The sequence below is a fragment of the Brucella sp. genome (genome assembly GCF_032066345.1).
In the GTDB taxonomy this organism is placed as follows: Bacteria; Pseudomonadota; Alphaproteobacteria; order Rhizobiales; family Rhizobiaceae; genus Brucella; species Brucella pseudogrignonensis.
Genome location: NZ_DAMBKZ010000001.1, coordinates 240,666 through 267,077, shown reverse-complemented (window position 1 = coordinate 267,077; position 26,412 = coordinate 240,666). Strand labels below are relative to the sequence as shown.

Genomic DNA, 26,412 nt, shown 5'->3' with positions numbered 1-26,412 from the left:
TTCCCATTCTCAAGGACGCTTGATAACAGAGTGATCACTTTTGAGTTTTTTCAATGCAGTGATCGGTGAAATTTTATTATGCTCACAAAAGATAGAATTCAGTACCTTGATGCGCTGCGTGGTTTTGCTGCGCTCTGGGTCGTTATGGTTCACGTTGCGAATATGCCTCAGCCTGCGTTTTATTTGCCGGAGTGGTTTGGCGTCTACGTGACAAATGGTGTTATGGGCGTTGAATTATTCTTCGTCCTGAGTGCCTTCTCTCTATGCCTGAGTATGCCTGGTCACGCAAAAGAAGAACGTCCTCTACTAGGTTTCGCTCTACGACGTTTTTTTCGCATCGCGCCGCTTTTCTATTTGATGATCGTAGTAACTTATTTTTTCAATCCTGCTGGATTTACGTTCAATTTCAACACCCTGCTTGCTAATGTCTTTTTCATATTCAACTTCATACCGGGGCATAGCTACCAGACTTCTCTTGTAATTGCTGGCTGGACCATCGGTGTTGAAATGGCCTTCTACGCCATCTTCCCGTTTGTGTACCATCGGACGAGGGATATTTATAAAAGCATTTTTGCGGTTGCAGTCGCTTTAACGATTTCAGCGATTTTTTATAGTGTGATACATATTTTCGTTGCCGACCCCGGCACTTACAATATGTACTCGATCTTCTATAGAGCTCCGATTTTTATGTTTGGTTTGGTAGCTTTTTACGCCGTCCCACTCCTGCGTAATTCTAAGAACTCTAGAGGTATCGCGCTCATCCTGTTAGGTTCGGTGCCAGTTCTGTTTTTTGCGATAGTCAAAGGACAAGTTGCGTTTGTGCCTGCTTACTACTGGCAGGGACTGATGTTCGCGTGTCTCGTGGTTGGTATGAGCCAGATACAGCCTAGCTTCATTGTTAACCGATGCACGTCATGGTTGGGGAAGATTAGCTACTCTGTTTACCTTGTTCACGGACCAATTGTTGCCGCCTTATTTCCATTTTACGCAAAGATGCGAGAGTGGGATTTTGGGCATGTCGCGACCTACGTGGCCTGTCTGCTAGTTACGGCAGTCATCGTAATTTGTGTGGCAAGCATAACCTACCGCCTACTTGAAAAGCCGTCGAATGACTGGGGCAGGAAAATAGCGTCAAAAATGGCCGCTAGGGCATAGTTTGTTTTAAACGAAATGTACTAACCCTGCGCTATGAAAGACTAGCGCAGGGTACTCTTTTACCAAGCTGTCCGCATATGGAACGCAGAAACTTCTTGATCGGTCATCATGCGATATTCGTATTTGCCGTTCAAGGTCCGGCGCATAATCAGGCCATCGCTACAGCTTCCATCATTTAAACGAACGTTCTTTCCGGCGCGCACATCTCGCCAATCAGTGTTTTCTCGCCCAAGGGTAATGTGAAAGCCGAACAAATTAAATGCAATTGGACCATTCATATTCAGTCGCCTCACTTAAATTTTCTGATCTGTACACCCATCACCTAAAGTTAACAAATCAACCTATGAGAGACGCCCTTGCGGCGATTTTCATACTGATCGCCATATCAAAATACAAAGAATCAGCACGGCGACAGTTAATACGATGATCGGGATGATTTGTTCGTTCAAAACGTCGATCAGAAACACTCATTCCTCCCTTCAGTTCACGCACTTTTATCGCAGCTTATAAAAGAACAAAACCCCGGCAGGCGGGCAGCCATGAACCGGGGTAGCGCACCTTGGGCTTATGGGTTTTGGCAGGCGCGGAAAGTAAATAATCTCACAATCTCAGGAAAAGACAATGGACAAAACCGTGCCAGCAGGCGCGGCGCTTTTGCTTGATTTCACGCGTCTCATCGAGACCGGCAAAACCGACCGCTCCTCTTACGATGTGATCTACGGTCACAATGAAGGAAAGATATCGAAGAAAGTCACCTCGATGACGATCGATGAACTGATCGCCACTCAGCCTACATTCACCAAGCGGTTTAAGTCGTCAGCTGCCGGTGGATATCAGTTCATGCGGAACACGCTGCGCAATCTGAAAACTGAGCTACGCTTGCGCGGAACCCAGATCATGGATCCGGACTTGCAAGATCGCCTCGGATATCATCTTGCGATCCGTCGCGGTTATAATGATTTCATTGCGGGCAAGATCAGCCGTACTGAGTTCGGGCGACGGTTGGCGCAGGAATGGGCATCCTTTCCAGTCCTTGCACCGACGAAGGGTGCCAGTCGCGCATTGCAGCGCGGCGAAACCTTTTATGCAGGAGACAAGCTCAATAAGGCTTTGGTAGCACCGGAGCGGATGGAAGCGATCCTCGATAAGGTGAAAGCGGCGGGATCCGCTCCGCAATCAGCGGATCAAGCTGTGGTCGTTGAAAAGGTTCCTATTGTAGCAGATCCAGGCGAACTGGGCGAAAGTCCCGTGAAGTCAAAGACGGTGATCACAAACTTTCTCACCGGCATCGGAATGGCCGTTACAGCTGTCGGCACCTTCCTCGGCGGTCTGGATTGGCGTGCGCAGCTTTTCATCTGCGCAATGGTTGGCGGGTTTGCTGCCTACGCAATCAAACGCCGCTTCGATTTGTATAAGGCCGTCAAAGAGCTTTCCAGAGAGTTCGTCTGATGGCGATCATCTGGAAACTCATTCCGGCCTGGCTGAAATACCTTCTCGCCGGAATCGTCACTGCCTGCATCATTGCGGGCGGCGGCTATCTGCTAGGCAAGCGCGAAGGTCGCCAGCAAGCAAAAGCCGAGCAACTGCAATCTGACATTAAGGCTGAACGCGAAAGGGTGAAGGACGATGCGAAGCTACGTTCTCTGTCGGACTATGATTTTTGTGTCGTGTCTCTTCGCCGTCGCGGCCTGCAATCCGCAGACTGTGAGCAGCTGCGGGGGATGGCGTCAAAATAATCTCAGCGCGGCTGGATTGGTAGCGCTGACACGAACGGATCGGCTTGCGGCTGAGCGGGTCGAGGGCAACGATGAAAACGGAAAACGGCGAGGCTGCTGGTAAATGGGCGATGATATCAAGTGGTTGATCGGAACGGCGATCACGCTAAGCCTTTTCTTTGGCGGCGCACTTCTGACGGCCTTTCGCTCATTGTCAGCATCGATCAAATCAGGCGACGATCAGTTGCACGAGCGTGTGAACCGCGTGCGCGACGAATATGTGCGCCGTGTCGATCTTGATGACCATGTCAGGCAATTACGAGATGGCATGAAGGAAATGCGAGACGAAACCCGCGAAGGCTTGAAAGAGACGAACAAGCGCCTCGATCAGGTGTTGGCCGTTCTAGCACAAGACAAAAAATAGCCCCGCTTCGGCGGGGTTATTTGATATGGTAGTGGTTACCACTTCCGCAAAGACCGTAATCATCGTTCAGATTGTCTTTTCAACTGAAGGTCGTCCAATACAAGGCGCCTTTAGCGGGTCATTCAACGATCAGTTTATCCTTCTTGAAGAAATCAAGAATGTATTTGTTGTGCCAAGCTAAATCACTATCACTCAAGTTATACACACCAGGAGAGGCATAATCATTTCCACCTTGTGTTATACTCGCTGGGGGAAATTTACGCAGGATTACCGTATCGCTTTTTTCGTTACCAGATGACCACGTTATAAAGTTATTGGCTTCAATTGTTCGGAAATCTTGGTAGTTTTTAATGATTCCTTTGAAGAGGATCGCCATCGTTATAAAACATGCGCACATTAAGAACGATATTCCGAGTTTTGAATAATCTTTTCCGAGGATAAAGTGAGAAGCAAAAAAAGCTGAAACACTTCCAATTGCCATCCATGCAAAGACTTGTTCCATTGTTGAGTGACGTTCGCAACAATGCAATCCAAACTGAAAATAACTTGCAAATGATGATACCGCAATTGCTGAGACGCTCGCAATTCCGAACAATAGTAATAAATTTCCAGACCTTTTATCGATACTAAAAGTTTGGAAAATTAGATAGCATCCTAAGCCAAACAGTAATTTGACAGGTATGCCGGCCCATCTCATACCTTCGAAAATCACGTTATCGCCAAATTTAAATAGACGATTTGGTAATGTTCTAAGCATCTCCGTGCCGGACCCGAGAACACTATGCGCTATAGAAGTGTCACCAAATACTTCGAGTTGACTGCCTGTTCGATTGACCAAAAGGAAGCAACCAACGAAAATTGAGCAAACGAACGGGAAAAGTAAACCGGTCGTACGTAAACCGTTAGGGAGCATTTTATGATTGAGAAAAAGTTTCTCAAACAGCAGTACTATTATCGTTAAGGCTGTAAAGCCTCCAACGAGAAATGCTCCGGTTTCTGAACTTAACGCCGCTATGGAAAGGCCTGCAGCGAGCAAAAACCTTGCTGCGCTTTCTTCCATACTACTCGTAACCAGAACTCCAAAGGCTATCAATAAGCCAACAATTGTTGGAATGTACGCACCGGATCCTTGAATCCAGTATAAAGCTTCGCTGTTTTTTTGTCCTGCAATAATAAGAAATAGCAGCACTGTAAAACAGAAAAACGCTAGCAATCGCGATCTTGGACGACCAACTACCGACGGCACCAAAATCGCGATGAACATCATCATCCAAAGGATCGAAAGTGTAGCAGTTATAAATTGATCATTCAGTTTAACAACTATCCAGAAATAACCGTAAAGTAAAATTTCTGAAAATGGCCTCGGACTCCAATAGAATAAACGATGTTTCAGCCCTTCTAACCCGCCATCTCGAAATAGTACAGCCGTACTAAATTCATCTGGTCTCCAATATCCGAGCGGAATAAGCCCCGCAAACAAGGAGATAAATATTATAATTGTTGCTAAAGAAAAGATTGTCGTTTTTCTGTGGTGCTTGTGGGCGAATATATTATTCATTGAAATTTACTTTTTCTTCAATCAAATATGTCGGACGATTTTTGGACTCGATATAGAGCCTTCCAATATATTCACCGAGAATTCCGACTGATATCAATTGTAAAGCACCAAAGAAGAGTACGGCTGACATAATTGAGGCGTAGCCAGGCCAGTCGGCTCCAAATAAAATCGTCTTCAGAACGATAACACTCATGTAAATCAGGCTTAATGCAGCTATGGCTGCGCCTAGATATGTCCATACGCGAAGTGGCCATGTTGAGAAGCTTGTAATGCCATCGAGTGCGAAATTCCAAAGTTTCCAAAAATTGAATTTGGTGGTGCCTTTTGCCCGTGCTGGCCGTTCGTAAGGTACTCCTATTGAGGAATAGCCTGGCCATGCAAATAGTCCCTTCATGAAACGATTGCGCTCCGGCAACATTTTCAATGATTCAATGACCCGTCGGCTAATCAGCCGAAAATCTCCTACATCGGGTGGTATGTTTACGTGAGATGATGCATTAAAAAGCTTGTAGAATGTGCGGGCTGTGAAGCGCTTCAAAGGCGTGTCTTCTGAACGTGAAATGCGCATTCCGAAAACAGTATCATATCCAGATTGCCAGAGCCTCACCATCTCCGAGATTAATTCGGGAGGATCCTGTAAATCGACATCCATCACCAAAGCGGCGTCGGTATGTACATTATCAAGTCCGGCAGTCATGGCTGCTTCTTTGCCAAAATTTCTCGATAGTTTAATGTAGGAAACGGCTGGATTTTTTTTACTAACTGTTTCCAGAACTTTGATCGTAGTGTCCGTTGATCCATCGTCAATAAACAAGAAACAAAAATCCGCCTCTGCACCCGCAGTCCTGGAATAAAACTCTTCCAGAAAGTGATCGATGCTTTCTTCTTCGTTCTTTACGGGAATAACAACAGTTATTTTAGGTCGAATTGTCATTGATGCTTAATCCGATTTGAAAACACCCAGAATGTCGAGAGTACGTAGACTACAAAGGGCGCGATCAAGGTTCCCAGCAAAACTGAAAAAAACTTAAATCCCGTCATTTCATATGATGAATAAGCCACAATGTTATTACTAAGTAGACCGATTAGCGATGTGATGATGAATTTTAAAAGGCTTCCTCGTGTTTGGAAGGTAAAGAACATATGTCCTACATACGAAACAATTACCGCAAATGAAAACGCAGTCATATTGACTAGAACGATTGGAAGTGTCGGACTAAAGTAGAGCGCAATCGCTGCTACTATCACGTGGACAAAAGTCGCGCCGCCTCCTACCAGCCCAAATCTCACAATCTTGCTATTAAGTAAAACTGCCTGCACGATGCCTCCTAAAACGGCTTGTCGATTAGCATTTTTGCTTAACCAATGACAAGTACTCGCTGACCGCCACAATGCAGGTATGTTAACACGGTAGGCATCGCTCGTAATTGTTGCAAAGGGATATGTGCGGTTACGTTCGGTTGTGCATGAAAAGAGTGATTTTCTGGGTGACATTGTGTGTTGCGGCCGCCCAGAATATTACTGTTATCTAATTGAAATCTTGCGCTTGCTAGGCGGTGCGGTTGCACGCCGACCGCACCTTACTCAACGGGCACGCGCTTAGCTCATCTGACGCTTTATTTCTTCTGATATGATGTCAGCGGCTGCCACAAGAACGGTATCGAGGCGGTGAGTGTACCTGCTTGTTGTGCCGCTACCTGCATGACCGATAATAGCTCCGATAGTGTTATCGGAGTAATTTAGATCAGCAGCGACCGATGCATAACTGTGCCGAAGCGTATGTGCCGTGACGCCATTTAAGCCGGCCATAGCAATAATTTTTTCGATCAAATCATCTAGTGAGCCGATATGGTCTAATGGATTTCTTATACCGGGCAGTACCCATCCCGTTGCCCGGTCAGACCGAATTTCTTTCAACACTTCAACAGCGGCCTTTCCGATGGGTCTGATAGACGCCCCGGTTTTACTGTCGCCAAGCCGAAAGCACTGCTCATCAAGGCTGACTTCTTCCCATCGGAGCTTGACGATTTCGCCCAGGCGACAGCCTGTGAACAAGAGCAGCTTAGTTCCGATTATGCCCTGCCATGCAACAGTGTCGGCGTTGCTCAGCGCCTTTCCGATGGCTTTGAACTCACTGCCGACCAGTCGCCTTTCTCGGCGTTTGTCGGCTGGTCTTTTAACGCCCTGCGCTGGATTAAATTCAATGATCCCTTCTGAGACGGCATAAGACAGGATGCCGCCTAATAGACCTACTGTGCGAGCGGCGGTTCCTGCGCCGCCTGAAACCACTATTTTCCCTCTCGCTTTATCAGATTTCCCTTCGAAGGCTGTCTTGCCTGCGGTCACGTCTCTGATGAATTTCGATATGTCAGATCTCTTCAAGTCAATGACGAGGGATTTACCGAGAAGCGGTTTGATGTGGCGCTCGATCCGGCCTGTGTCCGTATCTAAGGTCGATGACTTTTTGGGTTTACCGGAGCGACCAAGAATTAAGCCCTTCTTCGCAGCCTTCAGATAGTTGTCGCATAAATCTGTCACCGTCAGCGAACTGCGGCGTGTTTGTCGCTCAAGCAGTGGATCTTCTTTTTGCAAAACAATCCCGCCAAGAGTTTCGATGGCAAGTTTGCGGGCTTGCTCGGTCGTGATACTTCCGTGCCGACCAATTGTCATACGGCGGCGTTTGCCTTCAGGAGTGCGATAATCGACGAAATATGTCTTTGAGCCAGCCGGATTGACGAATAAACCGAAGCCTTTAAGATCGCTATCCCAGACCGTATATTGCTTCTCACGCGGATCTGCGCGATCCACAATCGTTTTTGTAAGCTTCGCCATTTCACCCCTGCCTTAGCGATTCTACTCACCAAATACTCACCACGAAAATGGAAAAACGTGAAGATGCCCGGAAACACGTTACGGCAGGGTACGGTTGCAAGTTATTGAAAACGATGGAATAAAGCGGAATAAAGAAATTTTGCGAAACTAAGAGAAATCGTTTCCGTATGCTCTCCGAAGGCAGAGGTCACAGGTTCGAATCCTGTCGGGTGCGCCATATAATCAATGACTTAGCGTAAATTTAGGTGATGCTCACAGGTTCATTGAACCTTCTGGTCACATGCGAAATTCGCATTTGGATCTAGCCTACAAAGATTCGTTACGGGTTTCGTTGCGCTGACGCCGTTACTTTTAACTTTCCTAATTCTTATTGTTGCTCCAAGAGCGCTCGCGCCTTGTCTCATTAGAAGACTCAGGTTTTATTACGCCCAACTTTAAGAGGGTAAGGTAATATGGCTAAGAAAAGTGTGGCGGGTGCACCAGCCGTTATGGCTGTAGTAGGAGTAATACTCTTGGGTGGCGGGTTTTATCTCCAGTCCAGCGGATCGGGTGTTTCACCGGCCGATCAGTCGCGCTGTGAGGAAAACGTCAAGAACCTCTACAAAGATAGCGCCGAAGCCCAACAAACATTTATATCCAAATGCAATGAACCGGGCGTCGTTGCGATGATTGATGCACGGGTAAATGGCTCTGGTGCGTCTGATACAGCCACGGCCATTGCGTCGGCCAACCAGTCCGAGATCGGCTCTGGCGCTCTTGGTTACGGTATCATGGGTGTGGGCGTAGCACTGCTTATTTCAGGGCTTTTTGGCCTGTCTCGCGCCAAAAAGCGTGGTTGAAGCCACCGTTTAATACCAGCTCTCTGCAGCTGGCATTAAACAACGAATATGGAATAATTCACATCTTTGAAATCGGCTGAATCAGCCGATTATGTCGCTATTTTCCGTAAAGATCTGAAAGTAGGTGATGAGAAGAACTGCGAATGCATCCTGCAAAACGGGTTCCGGCTTCCAATCTAGTATGCTTTAAGAAGCCCAACGTATTTTAGCAGGAGTTCGACGTGCGCTTATCCAGCAAGGCAGCCTTAACCAGCGTGATCCCTTTTCTGATGGTTTCTGCGGCGCTTGCCGATGCAAAAACGGATTCGCTTCAACTCAGAAAAACTGTGGTTGATGGGCTTTATACCTATATCGAACTGGGCGAAAATTCTGAAGGGCGATCAAAAGCTCTCGGTGTCGAGATGGAAGACAAGGTAAAAGTACCTGTTGCAAAAGCGCAATCGGAATGGCGGGAAATAGCGCAGAACAGTACAGACCAGGCTGGCTATCAAACCTATAAAATGTGCGATACGGCAGCCAGCTCGCTTCAAGATATTATTGATACAATTGCTGGCTACATTAAAAGCGACAGCACGCAAGAGCCTGACTACGAAGCCACTTTGACCAAGTTTGGCGCGGATTTGACCGAGTGCGAAAAGGCACTGGATGTGCAGTTAACTTTCTAGCTTTCAGTATAATGGCGGCATCCATATTTCGAACGCCGCCATTCAGATAATTACTTTAGTTCAGCAATCATATCATCATAGACTTTGCAGGCGCTCGTTGGATCAGAAGCGAGCTGCGACTGCGCGCCGGAAAGCTTCTGAGCAACTTCAGCTGCTTTCTGAGGGTCCTTTGCTGCCAGTTCCTGCATCTTTGTAGAAAATTCTGTCGCTTTTGCAGTAACGTCTTCAGCTGTGCAGGCGAGCGAAGGTGAAGCAGCGGCCATCACAACAGCGATTGCGAGAAGGTATGCTTTCATTGTTCTTTCCTCGTGACTAGTCATAGTTATATTAGACAACTCCCTATAACCGGCTGAATATAAGAGGGAAATAATATTTGAATCACATAGTGTGTACAGATTTAACAATATTCCAGAGCATTATGTACGACGTGCTTCCGCGCCGCATTTCTGATAATTTTGTTAATATCGGTTCTGCTTGATTAGAATAGATCTAGTAAGATCAAAATAGTTGTCGATACTCGAACATTAAGCTTCGTTTTGTTTTCAATTCTCTGAGTTTTGCGCTTATTGAGCACTTATTAATTAAGCGTAACAGGAGATGATATGCGTCATATTCCAACTGCTATTGCCGCATTTATCGGCTTAGCCATTTTGAGTGTCGTTCTGGGGTCCTGGTATACTGTCGACGAGGGGGAACGTGGCGTCATTCTGCGTTATGGAGCCGTGGCCGGCGTTGCACAGCCGGGGCTTGGTTTCAAAATTCCATTGATAGATTCCGTCGTTCGCGTTTCGGTCCAATCCAAGGCAGCTATCTATAACGGCATGGAGGCCTATAGCCGGGACCAGCAACCAGCAACGATGAACCTCTCGGTCAACTATCGTATTCCGCCGGACCGCGTTGAAGAAGTTTATGCCACCTATGGCGGTGAAGATGGACTTCTGTCGCGTTTGGTTGAACGTCGCGTGTTCGAGGAAAGTAAGACTGTATTCGGTCGCTTCGCAGCTGTAACAGCCATTCAGGAGCGCGGTCGCCTTAATCAGGAAATCGCAGACGCTATCCAGAAAAGCGTAAGCGGTCCGGTCATCATCGATAGCGTGCAGATCGAGAATATTGATTTCTCTGATGCCTACGAGGCTAGTATTGAGCAGCGTATGCTTGCTGAGGTCGAAGTTCAGCGTCTGCGTCAGAATGCAGAACGTGAAAAGGTGCAGGCGGAAATTACCGTGACGCAGGCTAATGCGCAGGCTGACGCCCGCCGTGCAGATGCGCAGGCGCAGGCTGATTCTGTGAGGCTTCAGGCACAAGCTGATGCAGAAGCTATTCGTCTGAAGGGTGACGCTGAGGCTCAGGCCATCAAGGCGCGTGGTGATGCATTGCGCGATAACCCAGGTCTGGTTTCGCTCACACAGGCCGAAAAGTGGAACGGACAACTTCCCACGACAATGCTGCCGAACGGCGCCATTCCGATGTTGAACCTTACGCAGGAATAAGACGTTTTGATTAAATGGCGGGTCGCGAGGCTCGCCATTTTTCGTTCGTCCGAAAACAAAGAAACGCGCAAAGCTTCCGCTCTGCGTTTACATTATCTAATTTAACTATCTACTTGATAGGGTAGGAAACTTTGTCCCTGAACATTCCTCTATCTAAGAGAGGAATGGCGCGAGTGACGGGGCTCGAACCCGCGACCTCCGGCGTGACAGGCCGGCACTCTAACCAACTGAGCTACACCCGCGCATTGTTCCGATGCTTTCGATCAGGAACGGTGCTCATGTATGCGGGAACGGGATCAGCGTCAATCGTTTCTATGCGTAAGACCATAAAAAAATTCGGATAATTCTAATTTAAGGCTGATCTTGTGGAAAAGATGGGGGAATGGGAGCATTTCAGCGGCTAAAAAAGCGTATAAAATGGCGGTTTCACTAAGAAGCGGCACATCTGACTAATGTGCCGCCTGCTGGAGATTCGTTTTATCGAACAGATTCGCCCGTTTTGGGATCGATCTTGATTTCGACCTTTGCCCCATTCTTCATAAAATATTCGATTTCATAATAACCGCGATCATTCCAATCGACTTCATCAATATATTGAACATCGGCTGTTTGCTCGATTTTGGCGATTATCTCGGATAACTTTGCGCCTTCTGGCGCGGCTGCAAAAGCGCCGACGGAAGTCGCAGTGAGAAGAATGGCTGCAAGCATGGTGCGCATGAAGAACTCCTTTGATCGTTACAACCTCTAGGTAAGGCCGCAAATTCACTAATCAAGGATACGCTTCGCTGGATCTCTTATTGCCACGAGCCGAAGTGTGTCTGCAAAAAGCAGCCAAACACGAGGAAGGCCGCTATGGCCAGGGCGATCAAGAGTATTTTCATTTTTTGATCATCCGCATTGTTCAGATCACATACAAGAAAACTGTATGTGATCTGAACCTGTCAGATAGACCACCTTAAGGAAATGATTTCGATCAACGGTTACGATTGTCGACTGAAAATGCGCCAGCGCCGGTTGCGACAAGCGTCAGGAATACGAAGCAGAACAGAATTGCCGCATCGCCACCATTCGCAACTGGGAAGAAGCTTTTCGGAAAATGCGCCATGAAATAGGCAAAAGCCATATGACCCGATAGGATGAAGGCGACAGGACGGGTGAACCAGCCCAGCAAGATCAACGCGCCGCCAACAACCTCCAGCAAGGCTGATGCGATTTGCAATGCAGACAGGCTATCAGGGCCGGCAATAGGAAAACTGAATGCTTTCTGCGTGCCATGCTCGATATAAAGCAATGCCGTCACAATACGAAGGATGCCAATGGCATGAGGTTGATATTTGTTGAGCGAGCTAGTTTCTGCCATTAGTTTCTCCAAACATGAGTTTAAAATTCAACAAACCCATGAAGCCGGAAACAGGAAGAAATGCAAGCAATTGCTAATTAGGAATAGCGGTTGATGTCAGCGACAACGAGATTGTCCCAACTTCACATCAAACTGGCGCGGACCGACCATCCCATTTTTCATAGACTTTGAAACGATCGTCGCTCTTACGGAACAAGGGCCAGCAATCACCTGATACTGATCTTCTTTTTGATAGATGACCTTGTTGATCGGGTAATTCGGAATGGCTTGCGCAACCGCTTCAATAACAGCGTTCAGTTCTTTTGCGCGCTGATAATTTGGTGCAAGCGCCGCATAGGATACATGGGTCGCAGCCAATAGCGAAACTGCGCCGAGCATGAGTGTTAACCGTGCCATTGCAATCTCCATCCAATAGCAAGTGAGTTACATTGGAGCGGGTAGCGGGAATCGAACCCGCGCATTCAGCTTGGGAAGCTGACAAGCTACCATTACATCATACCCGCCCGCCGTGGTGATAAGGTAACATCAAGTCAGAGCGTTTTCATAATTGAAATTGATGGTATTCGCGACACTCAGTTTGATCCTGGTGCATTCATTAAAAGCCGTAAAAAGAATTCATCTCGTTTCCCCATTGATATCCGAGAATCCATCGCCATTTGCGGTGTTCGATAATTCAACTTGAATATTCAATGGGTAGTTTATGGCCATAGCTTCCAAGCGCCGAGCATTGCTGATCGTCAACCCGAAAGCCCGAAATGGTAAAGGGTTCAGCGCTGATATGCGCGCGATTCTGGAGCAAGGCGGGATATCGCTGGTAGAGAAGACTGCAAAAAGCGACGAAACAATTTCAGATGTCATTCTTGGCAATCGCGATGTTGATTTGGTGATTGTCGGCGGAGGCGACGGTACACTCAATGCAGCCGCAAAAGGACTTATGGAAACGAAACTGCCACTGGCTATCCTGCCCTTAGGTACCGCGAATGACTTTGCTCGTACGATTGGCATCCCCGCAGACCCAACGGAAGCCACGCGCCAATTACTGAATTATCAGCAACTCCCCATCGATCTGGGTGAGGTCAACGGTCATCTCTATTTCAATGTTGCAAGCATCGGTTTTAGTGCTGAATTGGCGCAAAAACTCAGTGCCGATGCCAAGAAGAAATGGGGCAAGCTTGGCTATGCCATCGCCGCTAGCCGTATTCTGATGAGATCCGAGCTTTTCACGGCCTATCTTGAACATGACGGCATAACCGAAAAGATAAAGACGCTTCAGGTGTCGGTTGGAAATGGCAAGTTTTACGGCGGCGGCATGGCTGTCGAAAAAGATGCAGCCATTGACGATGGAAAGCTCGATTTTTATAGCCTCGAAGTCGATCATTGGTGGAAGCTGTTGCGGCTTCTGCCAAGTCTTCGACAGGGTACCCAGTCCAAATGGGATGATGTGCGTGCATTCCCTACGACGGAAGTCATCATACGCACCAAAAAACCACGCCCAGTGAATACCGATGGCGAGCTCTCGACCTGGACGCCGGCTCATTTCCGTCTGCACCGCAAAGCAATCCAAGCATACCGGCCAGCATCATTCTGAGATAAGACAAAAAATGGCCCGCTCTCATTGAACGGGCCCAATTCATGACGTTAGGTGACTGGCTCGGAGGTCATAAGAGCCGTATAAGTAACGGCTCAACTCCGGGATTGTTCCCGGACTAGAAGAAAAAGTACCAGATAAACAGCACTACAATAAAAGGCACGCCAAGAAGCCAAAGGATAAGTGCACGGAACATTTTGTTTCTCCTTCATGTTGAAAAATCAACGCGCTAGAAGCACCAAAGTTCCCTGTTCGTTGAGACAGATATTTAACCATCCACAACGACTCAATTGTGGGATTTGCAAAAGCTTTAATGATCCGTCAATAATTCGGTGACATCACTAATTCCTAATAGATATTTTCGATCGACTGGTCGTGTGTAGAGTTGCGGGCGTGTGGCGTATGAGTTCGAACCGGTGGCAAAACCGTGCTGGAAACGTAGGGCTATCGATTAAGCGTGAAAAACGCGGATCGACTGCAATGTTGACATTCATGGCATTAGCCGTGGCTCTCGCGGGTTGTGCAAGCGCTCCTCAACCGAAGTCATCGAAGAAAAAACACCCCAAAGAATATTTTGCCGAATCCAAATATGGCGTCAAAGCCAGCCCCCGAGTTACCAATGTTCAAGGGAAGCCTCTGCCTCGCGGCGGTGGGCGCAACCAGATCGGTCAACCTTATCAGGTTAAAGGCCGTTGGTATTATCCAAAAGAAAACAAGAACTACGCCTCGACAGGCCGCGCCTCTTGGTATGGCAGCGCCTTTCATGGCCGTTTGACCGCCAATGGCGAAATCTATGACATGACGCATCTGACGGCAGCGCATCCAACAATGCCGCTGCCAAGTTATGCGCGTGTCACAAACACTTTTAATGGCAGCTCCATCATCGTTCGCGTGAATGATCGTGGGCCATTCGAGCGTGATCGCGTTATCGATCTGTCGCAGAAGGCTGCCGAAATGCTGGATTATCAGCATCATGGTACCGCTGATGTGAAGGTTGAATATGTTGGGCGTGCGCCACTTGATGGGCAGGATGATGCTTATCTGATGGCGTCTTACCGTTCAGGCAATGGCGATCCTATCGGACAGCCAGCCACGGGCGTCATGATGGCCATGAATGCGCCGACACCAACTCCTGCGGGTATCGCAGCCATGCCGGTTCCACAGTCTTCGCCATTTGAAGTTAATCCCGCTTATGGCGATGGCGAAATGCCGTTGCTTCCTGCCAACGTTCCAGTTCCATCGCAGCGTCCGGCTGGCAGCTTTGGCGTCGCCACAGCAGCGCGTATTGGCGGTCTTGGATATGCGTCGGATCGCCTGGCTGCATCAGCCTATGCAGAAGAGCGTACCTATGGCAGCATCCTGACAGCAAACGCTGTTTCAGATGCATGGAAGCGTCGCAATACGGAAGAACAGCGTGAATATGTCGAAATCGGCATGTTTAATTCGCTGGAAGATGCGATGAAGCTAGAAAAATCTCTGCCTCGCTCTGCGCGCGTTACGCGCACAAAAATACCGACAGAGCAGGGTGATATTTACGAGCTGACAGCTTTTGCCGAAAAGGGCAATAACGACGATCTGCTTCGCGCTGCATGGAAGGCTGGAGCGACCGACGCCTTTGTCGTTCGTGCGGACTGATTTCGGCCAGAAACGCCGCTTAGCTTCGTCAAAGAAGAAGCATGACGGGTGTAAGATGGGGCGTTTCTCGATAAGCATAAAGCTTGCATCGGCGGTTGCCGCTGCCGTTTTAATAGCTGCACCGAGCTATGCGCAGACGGTGCAGGCAGGCTTTGCAACTAAAGCGCCACAGGTGCTTTTGTTAGACGACAAGAGCGGCACAGTTCTTCTTTCAAAAAATCCGGATATGAAAGTCCCACCGGCATCGCTTGCCAAGCTGATGACAGCGGAAGTTGTCTTTGAGGCGCTTGAAAAAGGCAAAACGACACTCGAAACCACCTATCCGGTTACTGAATATGCCTGGCGTACCGGCGGGGCGCCGTCCGGCACATCGACCATGTTTGCTGCCATCAAATCCACCCCGACCGTTGCTGATCTTCTTCAGGGCATGATCGTGCAGGCGGCCAATGATGGTGCCATCATTCTCGCCGAAGGCCTGTCTGGTAGTGAAGGTGCTTTTGCTCAAGCAATGAATGAGCGCGCGAAAGAGCTTGGCTTGACTAGCTCGAATTTCGTGAACTCCACCGGATTGCCCGCTCCCGGACAAACGGTGACGCTGTCGGACCTGATAAAACTCGCGCGCCACATCCACAGCGCTCATCCGGAACGCTATAAATATTACGCGCAAGAAGCGTTTACCTGGAACAAGATCATGCAGCGCAATCGAAACCCGCTTTTGCGGCTCGATATCGGTGCTGATGGCATGGGAACGGGTTACACTGAAGCGTCCGGTTATGCGCTTGTTGGATCTGCAGAACAGAATGGGCGTCGGCTTTTCCTGGCGATGAGTGGTCTAACAAGCATTAAAGAGCGTGAAGAAGAGGCCAAAAAGCTCATTCAGTGGGGTATGACTTCATTCGATACGGTCGATATTTATGCGGCTAATGAAGAGGTCGGCACAGCGCAGGTTTTTGGTGGTTCGGCGTCCAGTGTTCCGCTGAAAGTGAATGCTGACGTTGAATTGTTGCTCCCCAAGGAAGGGCGCGACAAGCTGAAAGCGCGTATTACATATCAGGGACCGCTCAGTGCACCTGTTTTAGCCAATACTGAAGTCGGTACGCTGCGGTTTGAACTGAATGGCAATGTCGTTCAGCAAATGCCACTTTACACGGCGCAGGAAGTACCTGTTGGTACGCTATCGCAGCGAGCGATGGGCGCAGTCATGGAACTCTCCACCGGTTGGTTGAGGAAGTATCTTTAACGCGCATCCTGAAAAGTGCGCAGCGGTTTTCGGATGTGATGCGCGTTAGAAGAGATATCCGACGTGCCGAACTGATGTAATCAGATCGAAAAGCGGTCCAGATACTCGACCTTGCGAACAAACGCGGCTAAATAGATTAAGAGCCTGAACAGGCGATAATTCAGTTTGCGGAAGTCGATTTGACCGGATTATTCATTACATTCGAGGGTGGGGAAGGCGCGGGTAAATCGACCCAGATCGCCTTGCTGGCAGAGCATTTGCGCGCTCTTGGGCTTGATCCATTGATAACACGCGAACCCGGTGGTTCTGCGGGTGCAGAGGCTGTTCGCCATGTGATTCTGAGCGGGAATGCCGAAAGCTATGGTCCGGCCATGGAAGCATTGCTGTTTGCCGCCGCGCGTGCCGATCATGTTGATCAGCTGATCCGTCCTGCCCTTGCTGAAAATCGCATCGTGCTTTGCGACCGCTTTATCGATTCGAGCCGCGCCTATCAGGGGGTTACAGGCAATCTCAATGCCACCTATATGGCGGCGATCGAGCGTATCGCCATTGACGGCGCCATGCCTGATCTCACAATCATTCTCGATATTCCTGCGGAAAAAGGTCTTTCACGAGCCAACAAGCGGCGAGGGGCTGACGAGGCGGATCGTTTCGAGAAAGAAGCGATTGCCGTGCATGAAGCGCGCCGTCAGGCTTTTCTTGCCATTGCAAAAGCTGAACCTGACCGCTGCAGGATCGTCGATGCGGACCGCGCTCAAGATGTAATTTCTGCCGACATCATCGCCATCGCTGATGAAATTTTGAAGAAAAGAGGTCTTCTGTGATCGAAGAACTCGATGTCCCAAAAGCCCATGATTCCATTGAGGGTGTCGCCGAACCGTCGGCAAGCGACTTTCTCACCGGCCATAGTGAAATCGCGGCTTTTCTCGCACAGGCCTATCGCGAAGACCGTATGCATCATGCGCTGCTTTTTGAGGGCGAGCAGGGTATTGGCAAGGCGACTCTGGGCTTTCATCTGGCAGGCCATATGCTGGCTCATGCAGACCAAGCACTTGCCCCTGAAACTATAGGCGTACCTGATTTCAGTAAGCCACTCTGGCGGCAGATCGCAGGCGGTATGCATCCAGCTGTGCTGCATATCAACCGCCCCTTTGATCAGAAGACGGGCAAGTTTAAAACCGGTATTCCCGTTGAAGAAATTCGCCGTGTTACCCATTTTCTGACCCGCACGGCATCTGACGGCGCATGGCGTATTGTGATTGTCGACCCCGCCGACGACATGAACCGCAACGCTGCCAATGCGCTTCTCAAAACGCTGGAAGAGCCGCCAGCCCGCGCAATCTTCATTCTGATTTCGCATTCGTCGGGACGGTTATTGCCGACGATCCGTTCACGCTGCCAGAGCATCCAGTTCAAGCCACTTGCGGATGAGCCACTCACTAATGCATTGGAACATATCGGGCCAAGTGTTGGCCTTGATGCGGGTGACATCACGCCAGCGTTGCTCACGCGTTCAGAAGGCAGCGTGCGCAAGGCGCTGCTGCTTGTAGCACACGGTGGTCTGGAAGTATCCGATACGGTTGATGCAATCTTGCAGGGGCAGAATTTCGACCTGCCGAAAGCACAGGCGCTATCAGGTGTTCTCAATGGCCGCGAGGCGGAGGTTCAATATGAGCTGTTCCGCGATTATCTCATGAGCCGCATCGCCGATGAAGCTCGCCGCTATGCAGATTCGGGCCAACTGCGTGAAGCCGATCAGTGGTCACGCTACTGGAGCGAACTGACACGCGAAATTTTCAATGCCGAGACCTATAATCTCGACCGCAAGCAGGCCGTTATGATCCTTTTGGAAAAAACGCATCGCGCTTTTCGATCTGGCGTGCCTCCGCTTACGTGACATGCCGACTTAGTTGCGTTATGTCACCGCTAACGTTTTTTAAACATCACACTTGAAGAAGCCGGATTTCTGATGAGCCGCGAAAAATTCTACATCACCACCGCGATTGCTTACCCGAATGGCAAGCCGCATATCGGCCATGCTTATGAGTTGATTGCGACCGATGCTATGGCGCGTTTTCAGCGTCTGGATGGCAAGGACGTTCACTTCCTGACCGGCTCGGATGAACACGGCATCAAGATGTTGCAGAGCGCGCGCAAGGAAGGCATCACGCCCCGCGAACTCGCAGATCGCAACACGGCTGCTTTCCAGCGCATGGGTGAGTTTCTGAACAGCTCGCACGACGATTATATCCGCACCTCGGAAGAACGCCACTACAAGGCCAGCCAGGCAATCTGGCAGGCAATGTCGGCCAATGGCGATATTTATAAGGGCGGTTATGCGGGCTGGTATTCGGTGCGCGATGAAGCCTATTACGGCGAAGAAGAAACTGAGGTGCGTGCGGACAATGTTCGCTACGGTCCACAGGGCACGCCGGTCGAATGGGTTGAAGAAGAAAGCTATTTCTTCCGCCTGTCGAATTATCAGGACAAGCTCCTTGAACTCTATGAAAACAATCCCGGCTTCATCATGCCTGCGGAGCGTCGCAACGAGATCGTTAGCTTCGTAAAGTCGGGCCTGAAGGATCTGTCAATTTCGCGCACGACGTTCGACTGGGGTATTCCTGTTCCGGGCGATGAAAAGCATGTCATGTATGTGTGGGTCGATGCGCTGACCAATTACATCACAGCACTCGGCTATCCTGATACGACTGACGAGAAGTGGGCTTACTGGCCTGCGGATGCGCATATTATCGGCAAGGATATTTCGCGTTTCCACGCGGTTTACTGGCCTGCATTCCTGATGTCGGCGGGCGTTCCCCTGCCAAAGCGCGTATTCGCGCATGGCTTCCTGTTCAACCGCGGCGAAAAAATGTCGAAGTCTCTCGGCAATGTCATCGATCCGTTTGAACTGGTCGAACGCTACGGCCTTGATCAGCTGCGTTATTTCCTGATGCGTGAAGTGCCGTTCGGTCAGGATGGCAGCTATAGCCACGATGCAATCGTCAACCGCACCAATGCCGATCTCGCCAATGATCTTGGCAACCTCGCACAGCGTTCGCTATCGATGATTGCAAAGAACTGCGAAGGCAAGGTTCCAGTTCCGGCTGCATTCTCGGATGCCGATAAGGCCATTCTCGATCAGGCTGATGCTGCATTGGAAACCGCGCGGAAAGCTGTCGGCGATCAGGCATTGCATATCGCCCTCGGGGCTATCTTTGCCGTTGTTGCGGAAGCAAACCGCTATTTTGCGGGGCAGGAGCCTTGGGCGCTGCGCAAGACTGACATGGAACGCATGGGCACAGTGCTCTATGTGACGGCAGAAGTGATCCGCCGCGTTGGCATCATGGTTCAGCCTTTCATTCCGCAGTCGGCAGAAAAGCTGCTCGATACTCTGGCAATCCCGGCAGATCAGCGTCAGTTCTCTGACGTAAGCGCACATCCGCTTGTCGGTGGCGCAGAACTGCCTGCACCGCAGCCGGTTTTCCCGCGCTATGTGGAAGCGGAAGAACAGAACTGAGCTGAATATGCTGGTTGATAGTCACTGCCATCTCGACTTTGCGGACTTCGAGCCCGAGCGCGACGCTATTGTAAACCGCGCGCTCGAGGCTGGCATCAAACGCATGGTCACGATTTCGACGCGAGTACGCAAGTTCGATACGATCCTCGCACTGACCAAGAAATATGATTCAGTCTATTGTTCGGTTGGTACGCATCCGAACAACGCACATGAAGAGCTGGATGTTACTGCCGATGATCTCGTGCGGCTGGCAGAGCATCCGAAAGTTGTCGCCATAGGCGAGGCGGGGCTTGATTATCATTATGATTATGCGCCGCCAGAAGCCCAACGTCAGGGCTTCCTCGTGCATATTGAAGCTGCACGTCGTACGCAGTTGCCGCTTGTGATCCACGCACGCAGCGCGGATCAGGACATGGCTGTTATTCTGGAATCTGAGACTGCGAAGGGTGCATTTCCCTTCATCCTGCATTGCTTTTCGTCAGGGCGCGCTCTGGCCGAAAAGGGTGTCGAGCTGGGCGGCTATGTGTCATTCTCGGGCATTCTTACTTTTAAGAATTCGGCTGATATTCGCGAAATTGCACAGATAGTTCCGCGTGATCGTTTGCTGGTTGAGACTGATGCGCCTTATCTCGCGCCTATGCCGCATCGCGGCCAGCGCAATGAGCCATCATTCGTGCAGCACACAGCAGCCGTGTTGGCTGAAACGATTGGTGTAAGCCGCGAAGAAATCGCTGACATTACCAGCGAAAATGTCTTCCGGCTTTTCTCCAAAATGCCAAAGCCTGCCGAGGAATAATCATCGTGGTATCGCCTCGCAATTGTCTGCGTTTCACAATTCTCGGGTGCGGTTCGTCTCCCGGTGTGCCACGCATCAACGGTGATTGGGGCAATTGCGATCCTAAGAATCCAAAGAACAAGCGCCGCCGCGCGGCTTTGCTTGTTGAACGGTTCGACGCCGACGGGAACAGCACGGTCGTTGTTATCGACACGGGCCCGGATTTCCGGGACCAGATGATTGATGCCAACGTGCCGTCGCTTGACGCTGCTGTTTATACTCATCCACATGCCGACCATATCCACGGCATCGATGACTTACGAACCTATGTCGTTGAAAACCGGCGACTGATGGATGTGTATGCCAACCGGTTGACACGCAACCGCCTGTTTGAAGCCTTCGGCTATTGTTTTGAGACGCCAGTGGGATCGAGCTATCCGCCGATCCTTTCGATGCATGATATCATGGCAGAAACAGCATTCTCGATCACGGGTGCGGGCGGGTCGATCCGCTTTGAGCCATTTATGCAGGTGCATGGCGATATTGAATCGCTTGGCTTCCGCATTGGCAATGTCGCTTACTGCACGGATGTCAGCGCGTTTCCGGATGAGAGCCTGAAATATATCCGCCATGCCGATGTGCTGATTATTGGTGCGCTGCAATATCGCCCGCATCCAAGCCATTTCTCACTGGAGCAAGCGTTGGAATGGATCGAATTCTTCGGACCAAAACGCGCAATCCTGACGCATATGCATGTGCCGCTCGATTACGATACGGTTATGCAGGACACGCCTGATCACGTAGAACCCGGCTATGACGGCTTGCGATTTGAAGTGCCTCTTTAGAAAGAAAAAGCCCGCTGCGAATTTCGCAGCGGGCTTTTTTCATTGATACGCAACGGTATCAGGCAACAGAGCCCTTAACCGGGAATGGCATCACATTGCTGGCTTCAGCTTCTTCGTTCTGAGCCTTTTCAGATTTGTCTTCAAGCTGCAGACCGCCAGCACGAAGCAGGTCAGAGAAGCGGCCACCACGCGCAGCCAGTTCATCGAAGCTGCCGCGTTCGACCAGATGACCTTTGTCCATGAACAAGACAATATCGGCAGAACGGACGGTCGACAGACGGTGCGCGATGATGAAGGTCGTGCGGTTCTGGCTTAGATCATCAACAGCCTGCTTGACCTTTTCTTCGGTCTCAACGTCAAGCGCACTGGTCGCCTCGTCGAGTACGAGGATTGGTGAATCTTTCAGGATAGCGCGGGCAATCGCCAGACGCTGACGTTCACCACCTGAAAGCTGCGAACCACGTTCACCGACAACCGTATCGTAACCATTGCCCTTTGCGAGAATGAAGTCGTGGGCAGCAGCAGCCTTGGCAGCAGCATGAACCATTTCATGAGACGCATCTTCATTACCGACGCGGATGTTTTCTTCAACCGAACGATTAAACAGACCGGCATCCTGAAACACGGTTGCAATGGCATGGCGTAGCGAACGACGGCTGACAGTACGCGTATCGGTGCCATCAATCAGAATGCGACCAGCGGCAGGATCGAACACGCGCTGAAGGATATTGATCAGCGTGGTCTTACCGGCACCTGTCGGACCAACAATAGCGACGGTCTGTCCCGGTTTCACTTCAAACGAAACGTCATAGACGCCCTGACCCGAATTCGGGAATTCGAAGGTCACATTGTCGAACACAATGCCACCCTTGACATTTTCAAGATCGGTTGCGCCTTGCGGTTCCTGACGGTCGGCCGTCGCGTCTTCCATCTCGAAGAATTCTTCAAGCTTGGCACGGGCGGTCACAGTCTGGTTGATGAAGGCGCTGATCTGGTCAAGACGACCGATCATCAGCTGCGCAAAGCCGATAAAGGCAATCACGTCACCAACGCGCATCTGACCCTTGGTCACAAAATATGCGCCAAGCAGAAGCACGATAACCATCGAGAAGGTCGAGGCCATACGGTTAAGACCGCTGGCGAGCGCCCACCAGTTGAGAACCGGGAACTGGACGTTTTCGAGGTTTTTGGCATAGGTACGCAGCGCCTGCGTTTCAGAGGCAATGCGGTTATAGCTCTGCACGACAGAAACGTTGCTGATCGTGTCGCTCACATGCTCGAAGAGCTTATGGTGATGCTTTTCAACCGCGGTCTGGCCATCTTTGGTCTTACGCATGACGAGCTGGCCAATCATCACATAGATGACACCGAGCACGATAAGAACCATGGACATGCGAAGGTCCATGCTCATTGCAACCGGAATAAGCGCGCCCAGAGCCACAATCGTGGTCAGGTGCTGACGCATGAATTCAAGCCAGAGAGTGAAGAGCGAGTCTGTCGCGCGGATCAGCGTATGCAGTGCATTCGACGTACCGCGCTTCTGGTGCCATGCAAGAGGCATGGTGATGATGCGCTCATAGGAGTCTATCATCACGCCCAGACGGCGACGATGGGCGAGGCGGTCAGCCCCACGCGCAACGAAGACTGCTGCAATGATGTTAAACCCGCCAAGAGCGGCCCACATGGCGAGCTGCGTAACGATATCTCCCTTGTCGGAGATAGCCTGAATTACCCGACCGAAAAGGATCGGTTCGGCCAGCATGACAAGGGCAACCAATACGCTTGCTATACACATGGTTATGGTTGCGGCTTTCTCAGCCGCAAGATATTCCATGGCACGCCAGTAGATTTTGAGCAATGACACCTTCGGACTCCCGCTCGTTCTATTTCACTGGACTAAATGGTGCAGTCCCGTTGTTCTATCAATATGCAATGACGGCAAGAAGTGGCGATTGGGTGTCAAGGTTGACCATAAATTAAAAATAGATGTAACCGACCGTGAAGAGTCTAAGGCAGTTTTGTTACAGTGGCAGATTGTTGTTTTCGTCGATTATGCCTAGCAATCCGGCCTTGGCGCGTCTATTGACAGATTTAAAGCGCATTCCGGCGACCGGCTCACGGTTACGGCCTGTAAGACGCACCAGAGACAGGCACGCGAAGCTCGTGCCCCTAAGAAGTATTGATCGGGTTTTCCATGGCAGGCGTTGAACAAAAGAATGTGGCTGCAGACGAGACGGGTATGCGTCTTGATCGCTGGTTCAAGGTTCATTTTCCCGGACTTGGGTTCGGACACCTGCAGAAACTGCTGCGTTCCGGACAGGTTCGCGTGGATGGCGGTCGCGTAAAGGCAGATACACGTCTGCAGGCAGGCCAGTCGGTCCGCATTCCGCCATTAGGCGTTGATGAGAAGGCCACCGGTCCTGTAACTGCGCGCACTATTCGCAGTCAGGAAGATGGTGATGTCCTCAAGCAGATGTTGATTTATGAAGACGCCAAGGTCTTTGTTTTCAATAAGCCTGCGGGTCTGGCAGTGCAGGGCGGTTCCGGCCTTGTCCGGCATGTGGACGGTATGCTTGAAGCATGGCGCAATAAGAAGGGTGAAAAGCCTCGCCTCGTACATCGTATTGACCGCGATACGTCAGGCTGCCTTGTTGTTGCAAAGACACGCGGTGCTGCACAGGCTCTGACCGCTGCATTCCGCGAGCGTGACACCAAGAAAACCTACTGGGCACTTGTGAAGGGCGTTCCACGCAAACGCGAAGACAAGATTTCAACTTGGTTGGTCAAAGAACAAACGCCGGATGGCGATAAGATGCGTGTTTGCCAGCATGGTGAACCGGATTCCGATCATGCCGTCTCTTATTATAGGATCATCGAGAAGGTCGGTAACAACCTGACGTGGTTGGAAATGGAGCCTTACACGGGCCGCACCCATCAGCTGCGTGTTCATGCAGCGCATATTGGTCATCCAATCATCGGCGATCCTAAATACTTTGAAGCTGACCAGAACTGGGAATTCCCGGGCGGCATTCAGAAGAAATTGCATCTTCACGCCCGCCGCATTCGCATCCCAAATCCATCGGGTGGCACTATTGATGTCACCGCACCGCTGCCACCGCATATGGTGCAGTCGTGGAACTTGCTTGGCTTTGATGAGGCAGACGCGGAAGAGTAAAGATGTCGGCTACGGGGGGAGGATCGGTTCAGGGCCGGGTGTCGTTCGACGGGCTGGCAATTGCCCTCGTCATGTTCATCATGTTCACCTGGGGGCTTAACCAGGTTGCCATCAAGATCGGCAATCGCGGCTTTAATCCCATGCTCATGGCCGCAGGTCGTGCAGCTTTGGGCGGCCTTTGCGTTTTTCTCTGGTGTTACTGGAAGCGCATTCCGCTGTTTGGCCGTGATGGCACACTGAAGCCAGGTATTCTGGCCGGTCTTCTTTTTGGTGTCGAATTTGTTCTGATCTTTCTGGCGATGGAACTGACCAGTGTGGGACGTGTCACGCTGATGATGAATGTCATGCCGTTCTGGGTCGCTATCGGCAGTCATTTTCTTTTGGGCGAACGAATGTCCATGCGTGCCTTCATAGGCATGTGCGTGGCGTTTCTTGGTGTTTTCGTGGTCTTTTCAGATCATATCAGCCGTCCCGGCCCCAATGCGGTCTACGGCGATCTGCTTGCGCTGATTTCCGGTATGCTTTGGGGAATGACCACGCTCGTCATTAAGCGGTCTAAGCTTGCAAGTGCTGCGCCTGAGAAGACGTTGCTTTATCAGCTTGCCGTAGCAGCACTCGTGCCGTTGCCATTCATGTCTTTGAGCGGACCATTGATCCGCGATCCCGATATGCTCTCAGTTCTGTCATTTCTATTTCAGTCAATGTTCGTGGTAGCTGTGACATATCCATTGTGGTTCTGGATGGTGCGTCGGTATCCGGCGTCCAAATTGTCCAACTTTGCATTCCTAACGCCAGCTTTCGGCGTACTCCTCAGTGGATTGCTGCTCAATGAACCACTGGGTTGGAAAATCTTTGCCGCACTCGGTCTGATCGGGCTAGGCCTCATTATCATCAATCGACCAGCAAAAGCCGGAGCCGCCCGATGAAACTCGTTCTCTTTGATTGTGATGGCACGCTTGTCGATAGTGGTGACACTATTCACCATTGCATGGTCGCCAGTTTTAATGACGCTGGACTTGTTCCGCCTGAAATCGAGCAGACCCACTCAATCATCGGTCTTTCTCTTCCAATCGCTATTGCGCAGTTGCTCGGTAGCGAAGTTGACGAACAGGCGCACTGGCTCACGCAGCGTTACAAGGAAAACTTTGTAAAGTACCGTCAAAACCCTGATTTTGCAGAGCCGCTTTATGACGGTATTCTGCCACTTCTGACTGAGCTTGGCAGTCGCGATGATTTGTTGTTGGGCATCGTTACCGGTAAGTCGCAGCGTGGCGTGCGTTCGATTTTCGAACGTCATGGCATTGGACAGCATTTCATGACCGTTCGTACCGCCGATGATTGCCCGTCCAAGCCTCATCCGGCTATGGTGCTTGAATCCTGTGCCGAAATGGGGATAGAACCAGAGCGAACAATCGTGATCGGCGATGCGATTTACGATATGCAAATGGCTCGTTCAGCGGGTGCGCGTGCCGCTGGTGTTTCGTGGGGCTATCATAAGCCCAACGCACTGAAAGATGCAGGCGCCCATTATGTCATGAACAAGCCTGAAGAGCTCCATGCGATTCTGCATGAAATGGATGCTTTCGCATCCTGACCTAC

28 protein-coding genes and 2 tRNA genes are annotated in these 26,412 nt (G+C 50.3%); 18 read left to right on the top strand and 12 right to left on the bottom strand.

Translation table 11 applies throughout. The features are described from left to right. Window positions 1–78: 78 nt before the first annotated feature. A complete protein-coding gene (locus tag RT142_RS01330) occupies window positions 79–1,155 on the top strand; it encodes an acyltransferase (protein WP_313026628.1) in 1,077 nt (358 codons plus the stop codon). 59 nt (window positions 1,156–1,214) lie between these two features. Here RT142_RS01330 and RT142_RS01325 read toward each other — a convergent pair whose 3' ends face one another. Beyond that, a complete protein-coding gene (locus tag RT142_RS01325; protein ID WP_313026626.1) occupies window positions 1,215–1,433 on the bottom strand; it encodes a hypothetical protein in 219 nt (72 codons plus the stop codon). A gap of 343 nt (window positions 1,434–1,776) precedes the next feature. Between RT142_RS01325 and RT142_RS01320 the strand changes: the two genes are divergently transcribed. The 3 genes from RT142_RS01320 to RT142_RS01310 all read left to right on the top strand — a co-directional run bounded on the left by RT142_RS01320 (window position 1,777) and on the right by RT142_RS01310 (window position 3,294). After that, window positions 1,777–2,604 carry a hypothetical protein gene (locus RT142_RS01320; RefSeq protein WP_313026624.1) on the top strand — a complete coding sequence of 276 codons (828 nt, stop codon included), beginning with the start codon at window positions 1,777–1,779 and terminating at the stop codon, window positions 2,602–2,604. Further along, the gene (locus tag RT142_RS01315; RefSeq protein ID WP_313026622.1) at window positions 2,604–2,891 is read left to right on the top strand and encodes a hypothetical protein; all 288 of its coding nucleotides are present in this window, start codon (window positions 2,604–2,606) and stop codon (window positions 2,889–2,891) included. The genes RT142_RS01320 and RT142_RS01315 overlap by 1 nt, the downstream gene beginning before the upstream one ends. 103 nt (window positions 2,892–2,994) lie before the next feature. Next, window positions 2,995–3,294, top strand: a complete 300-nt coding sequence (locus RT142_RS01310) for a hypothetical protein (RefSeq protein WP_313026620.1) — start codon at window positions 2,995–2,997, stop codon at window positions 3,292–3,294. Window positions 3,295–3,412: 118 nt separating this feature from the next. Here the strand turns inward: RT142_RS01310 and RT142_RS01305 are convergent, their stop codons facing one another. The 4 genes from RT142_RS01305 to RT142_RS01295 all read right to left on the bottom strand — a co-directional run bounded on the left by RT142_RS01305 (window position 3,413) and on the right by RT142_RS01295 (window position 7,684). Beyond that, on the bottom strand, window positions 3,413–4,852 hold the full coding sequence (locus tag RT142_RS01305) for a hypothetical protein (RefSeq protein WP_313026618.1): 1,440 nt from the start codon (window positions 4,850–4,852) through the stop codon (window positions 3,413–3,415). Further along, the gene (locus RT142_RS01300; RefSeq protein ID WP_313026616.1) at window positions 4,845–5,786 is read right to left on the bottom strand and encodes a glycosyltransferase family 2 protein; all 942 of its coding nucleotides are present in this window, start codon (window positions 5,784–5,786) and stop codon (window positions 4,845–4,847) included. Before RT142_RS01300 ends, RT142_RS01305 begins: the two co-directional genes overlap by 8 nt. Next, window positions 5,783–6,346 carry a GtrA family protein gene (locus RT142_RS24345; RefSeq protein WP_409558555.1) on the bottom strand — a complete coding sequence of 188 codons (564 nt, stop codon included), beginning with the start codon at window positions 6,344–6,346 and terminating at the stop codon, window positions 5,783–5,785. The genes RT142_RS01300 and RT142_RS24345 overlap by 4 nt, the downstream gene beginning before the upstream one ends. 105 nt (window positions 6,347–6,451) lie before the next feature. Beyond that, complete coding sequence (locus RT142_RS01295; protein WP_313026614.1) at window positions 6,452–7,684, bottom strand: tyrosine-type recombinase/integrase; 1,233 nt, start codon at window positions 7,682–7,684, stop codon at window positions 6,452–6,454. Window positions 7,685–8,136: 452 nt separating this feature from the next. Between RT142_RS01295 and RT142_RS01290 the strand changes: the two genes are divergently transcribed. Together RT142_RS01290 and RT142_RS01285 are read left to right on the top strand one after the other, a co-directional pair. Continuing rightward, window positions 8,137–8,523, top strand: a complete 387-nt coding sequence (locus tag RT142_RS01290; protein ID WP_235820832.1) for a hypothetical protein — start codon at window positions 8,137–8,139, stop codon at window positions 8,521–8,523. A 221-nt stretch (window positions 8,524–8,744) separates the two neighbouring features. Continuing rightward, the gene (locus RT142_RS01285) at window positions 8,745–9,188 is read left to right on the top strand and encodes a hypothetical protein (RefSeq protein ID WP_105518498.1); all 444 of its coding nucleotides are present in this window, start codon (window positions 8,745–8,747) and stop codon (window positions 9,186–9,188) included. Window positions 9,189–9,238: 50 nt separating this feature from the next. Here the strand turns inward: RT142_RS01285 and RT142_RS01280 are convergent, their stop codons facing one another. Further along, window positions 9,239–9,484, bottom strand: a complete 246-nt coding sequence (locus RT142_RS01280; RefSeq protein ID WP_007874857.1) for a hypothetical protein — start codon at window positions 9,482–9,484, stop codon at window positions 9,239–9,241. A gap of 306 nt (window positions 9,485–9,790) precedes the next feature. On the opposite strand from RT142_RS01280, the gene RT142_RS01275 reads away from it, so the two are divergent. Further along, window positions 9,791–10,678, top strand: coding sequence for a prohibitin family protein (locus RT142_RS01275; RefSeq protein ID WP_007874859.1), 888 nt, complete (start codon window positions 9,791–9,793; stop codon window positions 10,676–10,678). Between the two features lie 165 nt (window positions 10,679–10,843). On the opposite strand, the gene RT142_RS01270 is transcribed toward RT142_RS01275, so the two are convergent. From RT142_RS01270 to RT142_RS01250, 5 genes are all read right to left on the bottom strand, one after another. Beyond that, a tRNA-Asp gene (locus tag RT142_RS01270) sits at window positions 10,844–10,920 on the bottom strand. A 235-nt stretch (window positions 10,921–11,155) separates the two neighbouring features. After that, window positions 11,156–11,395, bottom strand: a complete 240-nt coding sequence (locus RT142_RS01265; RefSeq protein ID WP_007874862.1) for a PepSY domain-containing protein — start codon at window positions 11,393–11,395, stop codon at window positions 11,156–11,158. 256 nt (window positions 11,396–11,651) lie between these two features. Further along, window positions 11,652–12,038 (bottom strand): DoxX family protein, encoded by a 387-nt coding sequence (locus RT142_RS01260; RefSeq protein WP_007874863.1) that lies wholly within the window; start codon window positions 12,036–12,038, stop codon window positions 11,652–11,654. 96 nt (window positions 12,039–12,134) lie between these two features. Beyond that, window positions 12,135–12,434, bottom strand: a complete 300-nt coding sequence (locus tag RT142_RS01255) for a hypothetical protein (protein WP_112804823.1) — start codon at window positions 12,432–12,434, stop codon at window positions 12,135–12,137. Between the two features lie 33 nt (window positions 12,435–12,467). Continuing rightward, window positions 12,468–12,541 (bottom strand) — tRNA-Gly (locus RT142_RS01250). 197 nt (window positions 12,542–12,738) lie between these two features. Here RT142_RS01250 and RT142_RS01245 point away from each other — a divergent pair. The 8 genes from RT142_RS01245 to RT142_RS01210 all read left to right on the top strand — a co-directional run bounded on the left by RT142_RS01245 (window position 12,739) and on the right by RT142_RS01210 (window position 21,638). Further along, window positions 12,739–13,626 (top strand): lipid kinase, encoded by an 888-nt coding sequence (locus RT142_RS01245; protein ID WP_313026608.1) that lies wholly within the window; start codon window positions 12,739–12,741, stop codon window positions 13,624–13,626. Window positions 13,627–14,028: 402 nt separating this feature from the next. Next, the gene (locus tag RT142_RS01240) at window positions 14,029–15,261 is read left to right on the top strand and encodes a septal ring lytic transglycosylase RlpA family protein (RefSeq protein WP_313026606.1); all 1,233 of its coding nucleotides are present in this window, start codon (window positions 14,029–14,031) and stop codon (window positions 15,259–15,261) included. Between the two features lie 55 nt (window positions 15,262–15,316). Continuing rightward, window positions 15,317–16,501, top strand: a complete 1,185-nt coding sequence (locus RT142_RS01235) for a D-alanyl-D-alanine carboxypeptidase family protein (RefSeq protein ID WP_112804819.1) — start codon at window positions 15,317–15,319, stop codon at window positions 16,499–16,501. A gap of 179 nt (window positions 16,502–16,680) precedes the next feature. Next, window positions 16,681–17,325 carry a dTMP kinase gene (gene tmk, locus RT142_RS01230; protein WP_112804817.1) on the top strand — a complete coding sequence of 215 codons (645 nt, stop codon included), beginning with the start codon at window positions 16,681–16,683 and terminating at the stop codon, window positions 17,323–17,325. Continuing rightward, the gene (locus tag RT142_RS01225; RefSeq protein ID WP_112804815.1) at window positions 17,322–18,398 is read left to right on the top strand and encodes a DNA polymerase III subunit delta'; all 1,077 of its coding nucleotides are present in this window, start codon (window positions 17,322–17,324) and stop codon (window positions 18,396–18,398) included. The genes tmk and RT142_RS01225 overlap by 4 nt, the downstream gene beginning before the upstream one ends. 72 nt (window positions 18,399–18,470) lie before the next feature. After that, a complete protein-coding gene (metG, locus tag RT142_RS01220; RefSeq protein WP_079211836.1) occupies window positions 18,471–20,018 on the top strand; it encodes a methionine--tRNA ligase in 1,548 nt (515 codons plus the stop codon). A gap of 7 nt (window positions 20,019–20,025) precedes the next feature. Beyond that, a complete protein-coding gene (locus tag RT142_RS01215; protein WP_112804813.1) occupies window positions 20,026–20,814 on the top strand; it encodes a TatD family hydrolase in 789 nt (262 codons plus the stop codon). Between the two features lie 5 nt (window positions 20,815–20,819). Further along, entirely contained in the window at window positions 20,820–21,638 is an 819-nt protein-coding gene (locus RT142_RS01210; RefSeq protein WP_112804811.1) for an MBL fold metallo-hydrolase, read from the top strand. 58 nt (window positions 21,639–21,696) lie between these two features. Here RT142_RS01210 and RT142_RS01205 read toward each other — a convergent pair whose 3' ends face one another. Further along, window positions 21,697–23,502 (bottom strand): glucan ABC transporter ATP-binding protein/ permease, encoded by a 1,806-nt coding sequence (locus RT142_RS01205; RefSeq protein ID WP_079211839.1) that lies wholly within the window; start codon window positions 23,500–23,502, stop codon window positions 21,697–21,699. Window positions 23,503–23,832: 330 nt separating this feature from the next. Here RT142_RS01205 and RT142_RS01200 point away from each other — a divergent pair, with 330 nt between their 5' ends. Genes RT142_RS01200 through RT142_RS01190 form a run of 3 tightly spaced genes read left to right on the top strand, consistent with a single transcriptional unit; the run spans window position 23,833 to window position 26,407 of the window. Then, on the top strand, window positions 23,833–24,813 hold the full coding sequence (locus RT142_RS01200; RefSeq protein ID WP_064320594.1) for an RluA family pseudouridine synthase: 981 nt from the start codon (window positions 23,833–23,835) through the stop codon (window positions 24,811–24,813). Between the two features lie 2 nt (window positions 24,814–24,815). Next, window positions 24,816–25,739 (top strand): DMT family transporter, encoded by a 924-nt coding sequence (locus RT142_RS01195; RefSeq protein WP_079211840.1) that lies wholly within the window; start codon window positions 24,816–24,818, stop codon window positions 25,737–25,739. Beyond that, window positions 25,736–26,407 carry an HAD-IA family hydrolase gene (locus RT142_RS01190; protein WP_105518505.1) on the top strand — a complete coding sequence of 224 codons (672 nt, stop codon included), beginning with the start codon at window positions 25,736–25,738 and terminating at the stop codon, window positions 26,405–26,407. Before RT142_RS01195 ends, RT142_RS01190 begins: the two co-directional genes overlap by 4 nt. Window positions 26,408–26,412 lie beyond the last annotated feature (5 nt).

Coding starts and splice junctions, on each gene's coding strand:
- RT142_RS01215 (WP_112804813.1), top strand. CDS start 20,026: ATGCTGGTTGATAGTCACTGCCATCTCGACTTTGCGGACTTCGAGCCC.
- RT142_RS01305 (WP_313026618.1), bottom strand. CDS start 4,852: ATGAATAATATATTCGCCCACAAGCACCACAGAAAAACGACAATCTTT.
- RT142_RS01265 (WP_007874862.1), bottom strand. CDS start 11,395: ATGCGCACCATGCTTGCAGCCATTCTTCTCACTGCGACTTCCGTCGGC.
- RT142_RS01275 (WP_007874859.1), top strand. CDS start 9,791: ATGCGTCATATTCCAACTGCTATTGCCGCATTTATCGGCTTAGCCATT.
- RT142_RS01325 (WP_313026626.1), bottom strand. CDS start 1,433: ATGAATGGTCCAATTGCATTTAATTTGTTCGGCTTTCACATTACCCTT.
- RT142_RS01260 (WP_007874863.1), bottom strand. CDS start 12,038: ATGGCAGAAACTAGCTCGCTCAACAAATATCAACCTCATGCCATTGGC.
- RT142_RS01235 (WP_112804819.1), top strand. CDS start 15,317: ATGGGGCGTTTCTCGATAAGCATAAAGCTTGCATCGGCGGTTGCCGCT.
- RT142_RS24345 (WP_409558555.1), bottom strand. CDS start 6,346: ATGTCACCCAGAAAATCACTCTTTTCATGCACAACCGAACGTAACCGC.
- RT142_RS01315 (WP_313026622.1), top strand. CDS start 2,604: ATGGCGATCATCTGGAAACTCATTCCGGCCTGGCTGAAATACCTTCTC.
- RT142_RS01240 (WP_313026606.1), top strand. CDS start 14,029: ATGAGTTCGAACCGGTGGCAAAACCGTGCTGGAAACGTAGGGCTATCG.
- RT142_RS01320 (WP_313026624.1), top strand. CDS start 1,777: ATGGACAAAACCGTGCCAGCAGGCGCGGCGCTTTTGCTTGATTTCACG.
- RT142_RS01195 (WP_079211840.1), top strand. CDS start 24,816: ATGTCGGCTACGGGGGGAGGATCGGTTCAGGGCCGGGTGTCGTTCGAC.
- RT142_RS01310 (WP_313026620.1), top strand. CDS start 2,995: ATGGGCGATGATATCAAGTGGTTGATCGGAACGGCGATCACGCTAAGC.
- RT142_RS01300 (WP_313026616.1), bottom strand. CDS start 5,786: ATGACAATTCGACCTAAAATAACTGTTGTTATTCCCGTAAAGAACGAA.
- RT142_RS01295 (WP_313026614.1), bottom strand. CDS start 7,684: ATGGCGAAGCTTACAAAAACGATTGTGGATCGCGCAGATCCGCGTGAG.
- RT142_RS01255 (WP_112804823.1), bottom strand. CDS start 12,434: ATGGCACGGTTAACACTCATGCTCGGCGCAGTTTCGCTATTGGCTGCG.
- RT142_RS01245 (WP_313026608.1), top strand. CDS start 12,739: ATGGCCATAGCTTCCAAGCGCCGAGCATTGCTGATCGTCAACCCGAAA.
- RT142_RS01200 (WP_064320594.1), top strand. CDS start 23,833: ATGGCAGGCGTTGAACAAAAGAATGTGGCTGCAGACGAGACGGGTATG.
- RT142_RS01330 (WP_313026628.1), top strand. CDS start 79: ATGCTCACAAAAGATAGAATTCAGTACCTTGATGCGCTGCGTGGTTTT.
- RT142_RS01190 (WP_105518505.1), top strand. CDS start 25,736: ATGAAACTCGTTCTCTTTGATTGTGATGGCACGCTTGTCGATAGTGGT.
- RT142_RS01280 (WP_007874857.1), bottom strand. CDS start 9,484: ATGAAAGCATACCTTCTCGCAATCGCTGTTGTGATGGCCGCTGCTTCA.
- RT142_RS01290 (WP_235820832.1), top strand. CDS start 8,137: ATGGCTAAGAAAAGTGTGGCGGGTGCACCAGCCGTTATGGCTGTAGTA.
- metG (WP_079211836.1), top strand. CDS start 18,471: ATGAGCCGCGAAAAATTCTACATCACCACCGCGATTGCTTACCCGAAT.